Here is a 14139-nt window from a genome sequence, read left to right on the forward strand (position 1 = left end):
CCACCATGTCCCTGCGTGCCCAAGACAGTTTACGCGAATTCCAGCTGGCCTCCGGCCAGACCGTCCGATTCCATTCCCTGCCGGCCTTGGCCGAACTCGGCGTCGGCGATGTCCGCCGCCTGCCGGTATCGTTGCGCATCGTGCTGGAGTCGCTGTTGCGCAATCTGGATGGCCAGCGTATCGGCGAGGACCACGTCCGGCAACTGGCCAACTGGCGTCCGCAGGACGCGCGCAGCGAGGAAATCCCCTTCGTGGTGGCGCGCATCGTGTTGCAGGATTTCACCGGCGTGCCCTTGTTATGCGATCTGGCGGCGATGCGCAATGTGGCGCAGCGCTTCGGCAAGCCGCCCAAGATCATCGAGCCGCTGGTGCCGGTGGATCTGGTGGTGGACCACTCGGTGCAGGTGGATTATTTCAGGGAAGGCAATGCGCTGGATCTGAACATGCAGCTGGAGTTCCACCGCAATGCCGAGCGCTACCGCTTCATCAAGTGGGGGATGCAGGCCTTCGACACCTTCAGGGTGGTGCCGCCGGGGATAGGCATCGTGCATCAGGTGAATCTGGAATACCTGGCGCGCGGCGTGCTGCAGAAAGACGGCGTGTACTATCCGGACACGCTGGTGGGCACCGATTCGCACACCACCATGATCAATGCGCTGGGCGTGGTGGGCTGGGGCGTGGGGGGCATCGAGGCCGAGGCCGGCATGCTGGGGCAGCCGGTGTACATGCTGACGCCTGATGTGGTGGGTGTGAACCTTAGCGGCAGGCTGCGCGAGGGCGTCACCGCCACCGACCTGGTGCTGGCGGTGACGGAAATGCTGCGCAAGGCCAATGTGGTGGGCAAGTTCGTCGAGTTCTTCGGCGCTGGCGCCGCCACGCTGACCCTGCCGGACCGCGCCACGTTGGCCAATATGGCGCCGGAGTACGGAGCCACCATGGGTTTCTTTCCGCCGGACGAGCAGGCGGCGGCTTATCTCGCCGCCACCGGCCGCAGCGATGCGGAAGTGGATGCGTTCAGCCGTTATTTCCAGGCGCAGGGGCTGTTCGGCATGCCGGCGGCGGGGGATATCGACTACAGCCGCGTGCTGGAACTGGATCTGGCCGGCGTGGTTCCCTGCGTGGCCGGGCCCAAGAGGCCGCAGGATCGCATCGCGCTGCCTGGACTGAAAGAGCGGTTCGCCGAACTGCTGGCGCAGCCGGCATCGAGCGGCGGCTACGGCAAGGCCGGCGCCGCGCCGGCGGCCGGTGGCGCGCTGGACCACGGCTCGGTAGTGATCGCCGCCATCACTTCCTGCACCAATACCTCCAACCCCGGCGTGATGCTGGCGGCCGGCATCCTGGCGCGGAAGGCGGCGGCGCGCGGCCTGAAGGTGGCGCCGCATATCAAGACTTCGCTGGCGCCCGGTTCGCGGGTGGTCACCGATTATCTCGCCAAGGCAGGACTGCTGCCGCCGCTGGAGCAACTGGGTTTCCGGGTGGTGGCTTACGGCTGCACCACCTGTATCGGCAACTCCGGGCCGCTGGATGCGGCGCTGGAGGCGGAAATCACCGGCCAGGACCTGATCTGCGCCGCGGTGCTGTCCGGCAACCGCAACTTTGAGGCGCGCATCCACCCGGCGATCAAGGCCAACTTCCTGATGAGCCCGCCGCTGGTGGTGGCTTTCGCGCTGGCCGGGCGGGTGGACATCGATCTGGACCAGCAGCCGCTGGGCGCGGACGACACCGGCCAGCCGGTGTATCTGCGCGAGATCTGGCCCAGCCAGCGGGAGGTGGCGGATGCGCTGCTGCGGGCCACCGATCCGGCCACTTATCGCCGGCTGTATCAGGACTTCGTCAGCGGCAATCCGCTATGGAGCGCCATCGCCGCGCCGACGGGACAAGTGTACGGCTGGGACGTCTCCAGCTATATCGCCGAGCCGCCGTTCTTCCAGGGTTTCGCCATGCAGCCGGCGGCGGTGCCCCAGGTGACGGGGGCGCGGGCGCTGGCCATCTTCGGCGATTCGGTCACCACCGACCACATCAGCCCGGCTGGTTCGATCAAGGCCGCCTCGCCGGCCGGCCTGTATCTGCAGCAGCAGGGCATCAAGCCGGTGGATTTCAACAGTTACGGCTCGCGCCGCGGCCACCATGAAGTGATGATGCGCGGCACCTTCGCCAATGTGCGCATCCGCAACCTGATGCTGCCGCCGGACGCCGACGGCCGGCCGGTGGAGGGCGGCCTGACCTTGAGCCAGCCGGACGGCGCGCAGAAATTCATTTACGACGCGGCGATGGAATACCAGAAGGCGGGCACGCCGACGCTGATTTTCGCCGGCGAGGAGTACGGTACCGGCTCCAGCCGCGACTGGGCGGCCAAGGGCACGCGGCTGCTGGGCGTGAAGGCGGTAGTCGCCAGAAGCTTCGAGCGCATCCACCGCTCCAACCTAGTGGGCATGGGTGTGCTGCCGCTGCAGTTCAAGGGCGCGGACAGCGCCGCCGGCCTGAAGGGAGACGAGGAGTTCGACCTGAGCGGCCTGGAGGGCGGCATCCGGCCGCAGCAGGATGTCACGCTGACCATACGCAGCCGCGATGGCCGGAGCCGGCAATTGCAGCTGCTGCTGAGGATTGATACCCCGGTGGAAGTGGAGTACTACCTGCACGGCGGCATTCTGCCTTATGTGTTGCGGCAGCTGTTGAGCTGAGCGCGTGTGGTTTTGCCTCTTGCGGGGCGAAGCCGTGAAGGTTGCCGGGCTCGTCCATCTGGCAGGAGGTGAATCCTGCGCTGCCGCATGTCATGCGCTTGCCGCCGCGGGTTTTCATTTGATCCCGCCTCTGTGGCTGGAGTAGTCTTGTCGGCTCTGCGGCATTCCGGCGACTGCGATTTCGGCGATGCGCATTTTCAGGCGGGCGGGTGCCGATGATGGTTGAGGATATTCAGGTCTGGCTGACGCCTCTGGCGCGTTGCCACGATCCCTTTTTGTTGGAAGCGTACGCGGCCTTGCTGTCGGGCGAGGAGCGGGTGCGCTGGCGTGCCTTCGTATTCGAGCGCGACCGACATGCCTACCTGGTGACGCGCGCGTTGGCGCGGACGGTGCTTGGGGAGAGGTTGGGCGTCGATCCCGCGCGACTGGATTTTCAGCGCGGCCCTTACGGCAAGCCCAGCCTGGGCGGATCCGCCGCGGGCGCGGGGCTGAGCTTCAATCTGTCACATACCGACGGCATGGTGGTTCTGTCGGTCGCGGCGGGAAGGGAGCTGGGGGTGGATGTGGAAAGCGTCATGCGGCCGCCGGCGCTGGATATCGCCTGGGACAATTTCTCCAGCGAAGAGGCGCGCGAGCTGTCGGCCTTGGAGGGGAGTGCCAGGGCGGATCATTTCTGGATGCTCTGGACTTTGAAGGAAGCCTATCTTAAGGCGCTGGGCTGCGGACTGAACGCGCCTTTGGACTGCATTTCCTTCTCTGCGCGCTCTCCGGGCGAGATTGTTTATGCGCGGCAGCGTTCCGGGGACGCTGACGCCCGCCGTTGGCATTTCTGGCATTGGGCGCCGTCGGCTTCGCATGCGGCGTCGCTCTGCGTCGAGTCCACCGCCGCCGCGCCGCCCGGTTTGATCCTGCGCGAAGCGCTGCCGCTGGCGCGCGCGGTCCAGCTTCCCTTCGCGCCCGCGGTCCAATCGATCCGGGAGCGAGCCTCGTCCCTGGCCTGGCCGGGCGCGGGGTGAGCGAGCGTCAAGCCGTGTGCGCGGCCTTGGACAAGCGGCAGACAAAACAAAAAAGCCCTTGATTTCTCAAGGGCTTTGATGCGTTGCTGGCGGAGAGGGAGGGATTCGAACCCTCGGTACGCTCGCACGTACGCCTGATTTCGAGTCAGGTACATTCGACCACTCTGCCACCTCTCCGGCGCCAGACAAGAAACGCATTCTAGTTGCAGATGCAGGCCTTGTCAATATCAAATTGCAGGATTCTGCGCATGAAAAACGCCACCGCGAGGGTGGCGTTTCTGTTGGCGCGAGGCTGGCGGATTCAGGCGTGCTTGCCGGGCTTCAGCTCGCCTTCCCATTTGGCCACCACGGCGGTGGCGATGGAGTTGCCCACCACATTGGTGGCGGAGCGGCCCATGTCCAGGAAGTGGTCGATGCCCAGCAGCAGCAAGAGGCCGGCTTCCGGAATGTTGAACTGCGACAGCGTGGCGGCGATCACCACCAGCGACGCGCGCGGCACGCCGGCCATGCCTTTGGAGGTCAGCATCAGGATCAGCAGCATCGAGATTTCCTGTGCCAGGGTCAGGTCTATGCCGTAAGCCTGGGCGATGAAGATCACTGCGAAGGTGCAGTACATCATCGAACCGTCGAGGTTGAACGAGTAGCCCATCGGCAGCACGAAGCTGGCGATCTTGTTGGACACGCCGAAGCGTTCCAGTTGTTCCAGGGTTTTCGGGTAAGCGGCTTCCGAGCTGGCGGTGGTGAACGACAGCAGCAGCGGTTCCTTGATCATGCCCATCAGATGCAGCAGGCGCGGGCCGACGATCAGCACGCCGACGGCGATCAGCAGCGCCCATAGAATGCCTACCGACAGGTAGAACTGGGCCATGAACTTGCCGTAGGTGGCCAGGATGGACAGGCCTTCCTTGGCGACGGTGGCGGCGATGGCGCCGAATACCGCCAGCGGCGCGAAGTTCATCACGTAGCTGGTGACTTTCAGCATCACGTGGGCCACCACATCCATCACGTCGATCAGCGCCTTGGCGCGTTCGCCCAGCGCGGCCATCGCGCTACCGAAGAACACCGAGAACACCACGATCTGCAGGATTTCATTGCCGGCCATCGCCTCAATCACGCTCTTGGGGATGGCGTGGGTGACGAAGTCTTTCATCGAAATGGCGCTGGCCTTGATGCCGGAGTCGGCGTGCAGATCGGGCAACGGCAGGTTCAGCGCCACGCCCGGCTTCAGGATGTTGACCATAATCAGGCCCAGGGTCAGCGACGCCAGCGAGGCGCCAATGAACCAGCCCATGGTCTTGCCGCCGATGCGGCCAACCGACTTGGCGTCGCCCATCTTGGCGATGCCGACCACCAGGGTGGCGATCACCAGCGGCGCGATGATCATCTTGATCAGGCGCAGGAAAATGTCGGTGAGGATAGACATGCCATCGACAAAGGTCTTGATGGCGGCGGCATCGGTGCCGGCGTACTGACGGAATAAGTAGCCGACCAAGATGCCCAGCAGCATTCCGACCAGGATCAAGGCCGTGAGTTTTTTCGACTTCATTGAGTTGTTCCTGCCTGAGTTTGAGACGTTTCAAAACGAGCGCCGCATTTTTCGCAACATGACATCTGACTTTAAGGGGGTCATGCGTGCTTGCCGTGTGTCCGGCATGCTTCGCCATGTAGCGGCCGAGCTACTTTATTGTTTTAGCCGGGATTGCCGGGTTTTTTGCCTGTTCTTGTCGGACAGGTGAGGCGGGCCGAAGGTTAGCGATTATAGTGAGTTAGCGATGGCTTGTCTTGGCGGGATTTCGATAATTGTGGTTCATATTCGAATGTGTTTGTTGTTTTTAAATGATTTTTGAATTTAAATTGCCTTGATGATTGTCATTGACATGCCATTGTCGGCATGGTCATGAGGCAAAAAAAGCAGCCTGTGGCTGCTTTTGTAGCGGGGCGACAACGCGTGGCTAGCGGTGGATGTCCAGTGTGACGTCGCCGCGCTCTGCGGCCACGGTTTCCAGAATGTCCAGCACGGCGGCGTAGACGTCGGCCCCCAGCGCTTTTTCCGTCTCGGCGGTTTCGCGCCAGATCAGTTGATACGGGCCTGGCACTTCGTTGGCCAGGCAGTCGTACAACGCATCCAGATTGCGGCCGAAATGGGGCGGCAGCCGCAGTTGGCGGCTCATTTCATTGAACAGCTGTTGCAGGCTGAGGATATGGCGTAGTTCGCACACGGTTACCGGCATGTCGCCACCTCGACGAAGCGGTTGTAGTGGTCGACGCTGACGTAGCGCTGTCCCTGGCGGCTGAATACCAGCCGGTTGGCGCCGCGCTTGCCGCCTTTGTAGTTCAGATCGGCCTCCTGCCACTGGCCTTGGGGCAGTTGCTTCTCGTAGTTGCCGAAACGGTCGCCGCCCATGGATTTGCCACGCAGCGCCGGCACGCTCCACAGGCTGCGGCCCGGATGCCAGCCGGCGGCCTGGGCCGCGCGCTTGGTGACGAATTTTTCCGGCAGCCTGCCGTCGTGGTTCAGGCTTTGCAGGGCGTCGGCCAATTCGGCCGCGTCCAGTTTTCCGCCAACCTGCCGGTTGGCCTGGGCCGCGGCGTCGCGACAGGAGGTGGCGGCGAACGCCGGCAGGCTGAGCGCGCTCAGCAGCAATAACAGCAGTCTTGTTTTCATTGCGGGTCCGGTTGCTAAGGTGAGGCCACGCCTGCTTGGGCGGGACCTCGGTAAGGGGGTTAGTCCAGAGGCACCGACTCTACCGGGTAGCTGTGGCCTATCAGCCGCGGCAGGCGCAGCCCCATGTCGTTGCCGTCGGCGGTGCTGATGAAGCGGTAGTGGCTGTCGCCCTGGCTGTCACGGCCATGCTGTCGCAGCAGGTCGCAGACGCGGCGGGCGATGGCCTCGGCCGGGTCGTACAGCTGGATCGCGTCGCCGGTGACTTCGCGGATCAGCGGCGCTAGAAACGGATAGTGGGTGCAGCCGAGCGCGATGTGGTCGATGTTTTCGGTCAGCAGCGGTTCCACTACCCGGCGCACCAGCGCGCGGGTGCGCTCGCCGGACAATTCTCCCGCCTCCACCTGCTCTACCCAGCCGTGGCCGGCGCGGCGCAACACATCCACGTCGCCGGCGTGCGCGTCCAGCAGCGTTTTGACCCGATCGCTGGCCAGCGTGTATTCGGTGGCCAGCACCGCGATGCGGCCGGTGCGGCTCATCGCCGCCGCGGGTTTGATCGCGGGTTCGATGCCGACGATCGGCAGCGAAAACTCCTCGCGCATTGCGGTGATGGCGGCAGTGGTGGCGGTGTTGCAGGCCACTACCAGCAGGGTGGCGCCCTGGCTGGCCAGGTAGTGCCCCACCTTGAGCGCCCGGGCTATGATTTCGTCCCTGCTGCGCTGGCCGTACGGGCAGTAGGCCTGGTCGGCCAGATAGGTGATGGGCCAGGCGGGCAGCGCGGCGCGCACCGCGCGCCACACCGACAGGCCGCCAAGCCCGGAATCGTACATCGCAATCATGTTGCCGCTCAGTTGTTCTGGATGACGATCTTGGGAAATTTGCCGGAGAAGTCCTGAGCTTTCTCGCCCACCTTCACCGCCACGCGGCGGGCGATGGCGCGGTACAGCTCGGCCGGCTTGCCTGCCGGATCGGCCGCCACGCTGGGCTTGCCGGCATCCACCGCCAGGCGGATGGCCAGCTCTAGCGGCAGAGAACCCAGCAGCTCGACTCCGAAGTCGGCGGCCATCCTGGCCGCGCCGCCTTCGCCGAAGATGTGCTCGGCGTGGCCGCAATGGCTGCAGATGTGGATGGCCATGTTCTCCACCAGGCCCAAGATGGGCACGTTCACCTTCTGGAACATGGTGACGCCCTTGCGCGCGTCCAGCAGCGCGATGTCCTGCGGGGTGGTGACGATCAGCGCGCCGGTGACCGGCACTTTCTGCGACAGCGTCAGCTGGATGTCGCCGGTGCCCGGCGGCATGTCTATCACCAGGTAGTCCAGATCGTCCCAGCGGGTGTCGTTCAGCAATTGCTGCAGCGCCTGGCTCACCATCGGGCCGCGCCATACCATCGCCTGGTCCGGGTCCACCAGGTAGCCGATAGACATGGTCTGGATGCCGTGTCCGACCAGCGGCCGCAGTTTGCCGTCGACGGACTCGGGGCGCTGGCCCTGCAGGCCCATCATCAATGGTTGCGACGGACCGTAGATGTCGGCGTCCAGCAAGCCGACGCGCGCGCCTTCGGCCGCCAGCGCCAGCGCCAAATTGGCGGCGGTGGTGGACTTGCCGACGCCGCCTTTGCCGGAGGCGACGGCGATGATGTTCTTCACGCCCTGCAGCAGCGGCACGCCGCGCTGGGCGGAGTGGCTGACGATCTGGCTGCTCACCCGCACTTCTACGGCGCGGCCTTCCGCGATCGGCGCCAGCGCGGTTTCAAACTGCTGGCGCACCGCGTCGAACTGGCTGTTGGCCGGGTAGGCCAGCACCACCTCCAGGCTGATGGCCTTGTCGCCGATCTGGAGGTTCTTGACGTTCTTGGCCGCCACGTATCCCTTGCCGGTATTGGCGTCGATCAGCGGCTTGAGGGTATCGAGGATCTGGGTTTCGAGCTGTGCCATGGTTTCGTTTTGCGTGGCTTGGTCGGCTGATGCGCCGAACATACGGGTGAGTTTGGAGAACATGCTGCGTTCCGGCTGAGGATTTCCGAGTATTTTAGTCGGATTTGTCGTGAGGCGCACCGCGCCCGATGGCTGCCATCTTACTCCTGTACGCAGGCAAAGGGCAGGGGAGGGGCGGCCGGATGCGCGGCGCGGGGCAAGTTTTTTTGATGAAAGTCATTGAAAAGAGTAGAATTGTCGGCTTTTCTCGAGTTGCGGCGCTGCCGCAGCGCCAAAGGCTCGGCCCCGTCAGGCCGCGGGCCCTGTTCTTTAAGCTGAAGAAAGGCATCTCCCGCTTTATGCAGTCCTCCAAACACGCCACTCTCACCTGGTCCAACCTGCTGTTCCCGCTGGCCCTGGTGCTGTTCGAGTTCGCCGTCTACATCTGCAACGACATGGTTCAGCCGGCCATGCTGTCCGTCACCCGCGAATTCATGGTCGACGCCGCCTGGGCGCCGGCTTCGATGACCGCCTTTTTGGCCGGCGGCGCGCTGCTGGCCTGGCTGACCGGCCCGCTGTCCGACCGCATCGGCCGTCGCCCGGTGCTGCTGTTCGGCGTCGGCTATTTCGCCATTACCTGCCTGGCCACTTATCTGGTCAGCTCGATAGAAGCCTTTATCGCACTGCGCGTGCTGCAGGGCATCGGTCTGTGCTTCATCAACGCCGTCGGCTACGCATCGCTGCAGGAGTCGTTTGAAGAGAGCGCGGCGGTGCGCGTCACCGCGCTGATGGCTAATGTGGCGTTGATCGCGCCGCTGGTCGGCCCGCTGGCCGGCGCCGCGCTGCTAGAGCTGGCGCCGTGGCGCAGCGGCTTCCTGTTCATCGCCGGCCTGTCGCTGCTGTCCTTGCTGGGCCTGATGTGGAAGATGCCGGAAACCGTGGCGCCCAGCCATGAGAGGCTGCCCTTGTCCAATATGGGCCGCGATTACCTGAAGGTGTTCGGCCAGAGCCGCTTCGTGCTGTCGGCGCTGTGCATTCCGCTGTTGGCGCTGCCGCTGATGGGCTGGATCGCGCTGTCGCCGGTGCTTTTGGTGCGCGATCTGCACATGAGCGCCGTGGAATATGGCCTGATGCAGATCCCGGTGTTCGGCGGCCTGATCGCCGGCAACCTGGCGCTGGCGGTGGTGGCCGACCGCTGGCCGCTGGGCCGCTCGGCGCTGGTGGGCATGTGGCCGATCGTCGGCGGCTTGCTGCTGATGGCGGGCGGCATCATGTTGTCCGCCACGCCGCAGTACTGGATGGCGGCCGGCATGACTCTGATGGCCTTCGGCGAGGGCCTGGCCTTCGGCGTGCTGTACCGCTTCGCGCTCATGTCCAGCGACGCGGCCGGCCGCGGCACGATTTCCGCCAGCATGAGCATGCTGTCGATGGCGGGCTACGCGCTGGGCATCGAGCTGTTCCGCCAGGTCTACCAGGCGGCCGGTCTGGCCGGCTACGCCGTGGTGGCGCTGAGCTTCTCGCTGGCCTACGTGGTAGTGGCGCGCCGGATGGTCGGCATCGCCATGGCCGAGCGGGCGGCGCCGGCGGTTGAAGAAGGCAAGCTCGCCAGCCAGGGCGCCTGAGTTTCGCGGAATCCGCTGTCGCAAGCCCGGAAGCCCCATGCTCCGGGCTTGCGCTTTTGTGCGGGGCAATATTTGGGCGCGCAAGCCTGATGACCGCTCGCCCGTTCTGTCTCTATAATCGATCGCTTGAGATTGCCAATCCAGGGAATGATCCGAATGACCAAACGCAAGATTCTGGTGACCAGCGCACTGCCTTACGCCAATGGCGCGATTCACCTCGGCCATATGCTGGAACAGATCCAGACCGACATCTGGGTGCGCTTCCAGAAGATGCGCGGCCATGAGTGCTATTACGTCTGCGCCGACGACACCCATGGCGCTCCGATCATGCTGGCTGCCGAAAAGCGCGGCATTTCGCCGGAACAGCTGGTGGACGAGGTGCGCACGCTGCATGTCGCCGATTCGCAGGGCTTCCTGATTGGGCACGACAATTACTACAGCACCAACAGTCCGGAAAACAAGGAACTGGCGAGCCAGGTGTACAAGGCGCTGCGCGCCGACGACAAGATCGCCGTGCGCACCATCGAGCAGCTTTACGATCCGGAAAAGCAGATGTTCCTGCCGGACCGCTTCGTCAAGGGCGAGTGCCCGAAGTGTTCCGCCAAGGATCAGTACGGCGACAACTGCGAAGTCTGCGGCGCCACCTACAACCCGACCGAGCTCAAGAACCCGTACTCGGCGGTGTCCGGCGCCAAGCCGGTGCTGAAAACCTCCGAGCACTACTTCTTCCGTCTGGGCGAGTGCGCCGATTTCCTGAAGCAGTGGACCAGCGGCAGCAGCGCACGCGCCGATGGCGCGATCCAGCCGCATCTGCAGCCGGAATCGCTGAACAAGATGAACGAGTGGATCGAGGGCGGCCTGCAGGACTGGGACATCAGCCGCGACGCGCCTTACTTCGGCTTCGAGATTCCCGACGCGCCGGGCAAGTATTTCTATGTGTGGCTGGACGCGCCGATCGGCTATATGGCCAGCTTCAAGAACCTGTGCGACCGCACTGGCCTGAACTTCGACGAGTGGTTCGGCAAGGATTCCCACACCGAGATGTACCACTTCATCGGCAAGGATATCCTGTATTTCCACGCGCTGTTCTGGCCGGCGATGCTGAACTATTCCGGCCTGCGCGCGCCGACCGGCGTGTTCGCCCACGGCTTCCTGACCGTGGACGGCCAGAAGATGTCCAAGTCGCGCGGCACCTTCATCCAGGCCAAGAGCTATCTGGACTGCGGCCTGAATCCCGAGTGGATGCGCTACTACATCGCCGCCAAGCTCAACGGCCGCATCGAGGACATCGACCTCAACCTGAACGACTTCGTGGCGCGGGTGAACTCCGACCTGGTGGGCAAGTTCGTCAACATCGCCAGCCGCTCCGCCGGCTTCATCGCCAAGCGCTTCGACGGCCAGCTGGCCGGCAGCGTGTCCGACATGGAGATCCTGGCCCGGCTGCAGGCGGCCGCCGACGAGCTGGCGGCGGCGTTCGAGGCGCGCGAGTACGCCAAGGCGCTGCGCGACATCATGGCGCTGGCCGACGTGGTCAACGCCTATGTCGACGCCAACAAGCCGTGGGAGCTGGCCAAGCTCGAGGGGCGGGACGCGCGGCTGCAGGAAGTCTGCACCGTGCTGATCAACGCTTTCCGCCTGCTGACCATCTACCTGAAGCCGGTGCTGCCCAAGCTGGCCGAAGGCGTCGAGTCCTTCCTCGACGTAGCGCCGCTCTGCTGGGGCGATGCGCAGGCCTTGTTGCTTGGCAAGAAGATCAACGCCTACCAGCACCTGATGCAGCGCGTGGACCCGGCATCGATAGACAAACTGATAGAAGCGAACAAAGAGAACATGCAAGCTACCCAAGACGCCCCGGCTGCGGCCCACGAGCCGCTGGCCGAAACCATCAAGATCGACGACTTCGCCAAGGTGGACCTGCGCGTAGGCAAGGTGCTGGAGTGCAACTTCGTCGAAGGCTCGGACAAGCTGCTGCAGTTCACCGTCGACCTGGGCTTTGAAAAGCGCAATATTTTCTCCGGCATTCGCAAGGCCTATCAGGAGCCGGAAAAACTGGTTGGCCGCCATGTGATCGTGGTGGCCAACCTGGCCGAGCGCAAGATGCGTTTCGGCGTATCGCAGGGCATGATAGTCTGCGCTTCCGGCACCGATGACGGCGAAGGCCTGTACTTGCTGGACGTGGATGCCGGCGTCAAAGCGGGCATGCGCATTGGTTGATGTATTTCGTACCGTTAGGTCTTGATCTGGATCATGGCAAATAAGTAGTATTACCAAGTAGTTTAATGAGACTTGGTTATCGTGACCCCGGCTACCATATTGGTAACTGGGGTTTTACTTTACCGCGCAGGCGCCAGGCGCCTGCCACGCATCCGTCACGGCCTTGTCATCCTGGCTTGCTACAGTTTGGGCAGGCGACTGAGAGGCATCGCTTGCGGCGGAACTTTTTTTCAGGCATAACGACTAATATCAGATATGTGTATGTTTTTTAGTGAAAAAAATAAAAAGGACGTGAATTATGAAAATCTCGCAATTGAAACCAGGCTACAAAGTTTTCGAGCATAAGGACAGCGGTAGCGTGGTCCACTACGAAGTGGTCAGCATCCGACAGGTTGGCAAGATGTTTGAAGTGACTTTCCGATCGGCGCTGGGACTGGCAAGCGCCATGTATCCCGCCAATGGATTCATCCAGGCTGCGGCCTGATTCCAATCCCGAATATTACGGCGGCGCTTGTGCCGTGCGCCAAGTCAAAGCCCCGCGATGCGGGGCTTCGCTTTTTCCTCTGCCGCCAGCTCGTCCGATCCGCCTTCGGGTCGAGCTGGGAGGCGCGTGCAGCGGTGGCTTGGCTGGGGCGTGCTGGATGCTGATGTTGACAATGGCATGGAAAGTCAGCAGGTTGACTATTTTTTCAGAGCTTTCTCCATGTCCAGACGCGTCCAATTGCTGCTTGAGTTGCTGATCAATTTCCTGCTGCCTTGGTTGTGCTACCGATGGGCGCAGCCTCACCGGGGAGAGATGGCGGGCTTGTTGTTGTCTTCCGCGCCTCCCATGGCATGGAGCGTTTGGGAGCTGTGGCATCGTCGGCGCGTCGATGTCATGAGCATGATGGTCTTGCTGGGTATTGTTTTGTCGCTGCTGGCGATGGTGTTGGGCGGAGGGGAACGGGTGCTACTGTTGCGCGAATCGCTGCTGTCCGGGTTGTTCGGCGTAGCCTTCCTGTTGTCCATGCTGCTGCCCAGACCGTTGGTGTTCTATCTGGCCCGGACGGCGCTTGAGCGGCAGCGGGAAGATGGGGGTGGGCATTGCGAGCAGCTGTGGTCGCAATCGCCTTTCCGGCGCGGTATGCGGAATATGACCGCGGTGTGGGGTTGTGGCCTGGTGCTGGAGATGCTGTTGCGTTGCTATCTGGCCTGGCACTGGCCGGTGGAGCGCTCCTTGCTGCTGCTGCCCTGGATCAGTTATGGCGCGATGGGCCTGCTATGCGCCGCCACCTGGTTGTTGAGGCGGCGGTTGGCTAGGGAGCCGTCGCCTGGGCAAGAGGTGGCCGGGGCGGGGGCTTGAAGTGGTGTTGGATTGGCATTGAATATTGAATCCGGGTACAATCTGGATTCTCCTGAGCGCAATGCAAAAAAATGGGCCGCACAAGGCGGCCCGAAGTTCCGTGATGAACACTTAGGAGAACAGGTATTGCCGTAATCTGTCTGCGCTGGCAGTCGCCTACAGGCAGCAACACCCGTCAAAATGCACAAGGCCGGTTCCGCGTCCGGAAGCGGTTGGCAGACCACATTCCGGTTGCGTGACACCGCTGCTTTCGCTTCGGTGCCGACCACGTTGTTAATGTAGCGGTCTTTTGTTGATGGCTTATGTTTTTGCCGCCGGCATCTGTTAAAGAGTATGAACAGTGGCTTGCGCTGGATTTGAAAATAGTTTCAGCTGAAAGCTTGACGTCAGCCCTCTTGAGGGATATAGTTCGCTCCTCTGCACGAAACACAGCGCAGACACAGAATTCAGACGCGGGGTGGAGCAGTCTGGTAGCTCGTCGGGCTCATAACCCGAAGGTCGTAGGTTCGAATCCTGCCCCCGCAACCAAATAAAGCAAGCACTTAGGCCAACTTTTCGAAGTTGGCCTTTTTGCTTTTCCAGACCGTGTAACCGCTGTGTAAGCGGATTCGATCCGTCTCGGTCGCTGTGAATCAACGCGGTCAGCAGGCGGTTCCTGCTGGATGCGATGCCAAGCATCCCCTTCCT

General features: G+C 63.0%; 11 protein-coding genes and 2 tRNA genes. 7 read left to right on the forward strand and 6 right to left on the reverse strand.

The features are described 5' to 3' along the window. The first annotated feature begins 5 nt into the window (after window positions 1–5). Together acnA and BI344_RS09850 are read left to right on the forward strand one after the other, a co-directional pair. Window positions 6–2681 (forward strand): aconitate hydratase AcnA, encoded by a 2676-nt coding sequence (acnA, locus tag BI344_RS09845; protein ID WP_071112765.1) that lies wholly within the window; start codon window positions 6–8, stop codon window positions 2679–2681. Window positions 2682–2896: 215 nt separating this feature from the next. Beyond that, window positions 2897–3697, forward strand: a complete 801-nt coding sequence (locus BI344_RS09850; protein ID WP_071112766.1) for a 4'-phosphopantetheinyl transferase family protein — start codon at window positions 2897–2899, stop codon at window positions 3695–3697. A gap of 87 nt (window positions 3698–3784) precedes the next feature. On the opposite strand, the gene BI344_RS09855 is transcribed toward BI344_RS09850, so the two are convergent. The 6 genes from BI344_RS09855 to apbC form a co-directional block, all read right to left on the reverse strand. Continuing rightward, window positions 3785–3874, reverse strand: a tRNA-Ser gene (locus tag BI344_RS09855). A gap of 124 nt (window positions 3875–3998) precedes the next feature. Continuing rightward, window positions 3999–5243: a dicarboxylate/amino acid:cation symporter gene (locus BI344_RS09860; protein ID WP_071112767.1), complete on the reverse strand. Its 1245-nt coding sequence runs from the start codon at window positions 5241–5243 to the stop codon at window positions 3999–4001. Window positions 5244–5649: 406 nt separating this feature from the next. Further along, window positions 5650–5928: a barstar family protein gene (locus tag BI344_RS09865; RefSeq protein ID WP_071112768.1), complete on the reverse strand. Its 279-nt coding sequence runs from the start codon at window positions 5926–5928 to the stop codon at window positions 5650–5652. Continuing rightward, window positions 5919–6362 (reverse strand): ribonuclease domain-containing protein, encoded by a 444-nt coding sequence (locus tag BI344_RS09870; protein ID WP_071112769.1) that lies wholly within the window; start codon window positions 6360–6362, stop codon window positions 5919–5921. The genes BI344_RS09865 and BI344_RS09870 overlap by 10 nt, the downstream gene beginning before the upstream one ends. A 59-nt stretch (window positions 6363–6421) precedes the next feature. After that, window positions 6422–7189, reverse strand: a complete 768-nt coding sequence (gene murI / locus BI344_RS09875; RefSeq protein WP_206600357.1) for a glutamate racemase — start codon at window positions 7187–7189, stop codon at window positions 6422–6424. A 17-nt stretch (window positions 7190–7206) separates the two neighbouring features. Further along, the gene (apbC, locus tag BI344_RS09880) at window positions 7207–8337 is read right to left on the reverse strand and encodes an iron-sulfur cluster carrier protein ApbC (RefSeq protein ID WP_277620441.1); all 1131 of its coding nucleotides are present in this window, start codon (window positions 8335–8337) and stop codon (window positions 7207–7209) included. A 296-nt stretch (window positions 8338–8633) separates the two neighbouring features. Between apbC and BI344_RS09885 the strand changes: the two genes are divergently transcribed. From BI344_RS09885 to BI344_RS09905, 5 genes are all read left to right on the forward strand, one after another. After that, a complete protein-coding gene (locus BI344_RS09885) occupies window positions 8634–9896 on the forward strand; it encodes an MFS transporter (RefSeq protein ID WP_071112771.1) in 1263 nt (420 codons plus the stop codon). 147 nt (window positions 9897–10043) lie between these two features. After that, window positions 10044–12110, forward strand: coding sequence for a methionine--tRNA ligase (metG, locus tag BI344_RS09890; RefSeq protein WP_420912602.1), 2067 nt, complete (start codon window positions 10044–10046; stop codon window positions 12108–12110). Between the two features lie 298 nt (window positions 12111–12408). Beyond that, window positions 12409–12594 carry a hypothetical protein gene (locus tag BI344_RS09895; RefSeq protein WP_071112773.1) on the forward strand — a complete coding sequence of 62 codons (186 nt, stop codon included), beginning with the start codon at window positions 12409–12411 and terminating at the stop codon, window positions 12592–12594. A 219-nt stretch (window positions 12595–12813) separates the two neighbouring features. Next, window positions 12814–13452: a VC0807 family protein gene (locus BI344_RS09900; RefSeq protein WP_071112966.1), complete on the forward strand. Its 639-nt coding sequence runs from the start codon at window positions 12814–12816 to the stop codon at window positions 13450–13452. A gap of 451 nt (window positions 13453–13903) precedes the next feature. Then, window positions 13904–13980 (forward strand) — tRNA-Met (locus BI344_RS09905). Window positions 13981–14139 lie beyond the last annotated feature (159 nt).

Origin of the sequence: Chromobacterium sphagni, from assembly GCF_001855555.1 — a bacterium.
Lineage (GTDB): Bacteria > Pseudomonadota > Gammaproteobacteria > Burkholderiales > Chromobacteriaceae > Chromobacterium > Chromobacterium sphagni.

Bases quoted from the DNA above. Each gene is read 5' to 3' on its own strand.
- acnA (WP_071112765.1), top strand. From the start codon at position 6: ATGTCCCTGCGTGCCCAAGACAGTTTACGCGAATTCCAGCTGGCCTCC.
- BI344_RS09850 (WP_071112766.1), top strand. From the start codon at position 2,897: ATGATGGTTGAGGATATTCAGGTCTGGCTGACGCCTCTGGCGCGTTGC.
- BI344_RS09860 (WP_071112767.1), bottom strand. From the start codon at position 5,243: ATGAAGTCGAAAAAACTCACGGCCTTGATCCTGGTCGGAATGCTGCTG.
- BI344_RS09865 (WP_071112768.1), bottom strand. From the start codon at position 5,928: ATGCCGGTAACCGTGTGCGAACTACGCCATATCCTCAGCCTGCAACAG.
- BI344_RS09870 (WP_071112769.1), bottom strand. From the start codon at position 6,362: ATGAAAACAAGACTGCTGTTATTGCTGCTGAGCGCGCTCAGCCTGCCG.
- murI (WP_206600357.1), bottom strand. From the start codon at position 7,189: ATGTACGATTCCGGGCTTGGCGGCCTGTCGGTGTGGCGCGCGGTGCGC.
- apbC (WP_277620441.1), bottom strand. From the start codon at position 8,337: ATGTTCGGCGCATCAGCCGACCAAGCCACGCAAAACGAAACCATGGCA.
- BI344_RS09885 (WP_071112771.1), top strand. From the start codon at position 8,634: ATGCAGTCCTCCAAACACGCCACTCTCACCTGGTCCAACCTGCTGTTC.
- metG (WP_420912602.1), top strand. From the start codon at position 10,044: ATGATCCGAATGACCAAACGCAAGATTCTGGTGACCAGCGCACTGCCT.
- BI344_RS09895 (WP_071112773.1), top strand. From the start codon at position 12,409: ATGAAAATCTCGCAATTGAAACCAGGCTACAAAGTTTTCGAGCATAAG.
- BI344_RS09900 (WP_071112966.1), top strand. From the start codon at position 12,814: ATGTCCAGACGCGTCCAATTGCTGCTTGAGTTGCTGATCAATTTCCTG.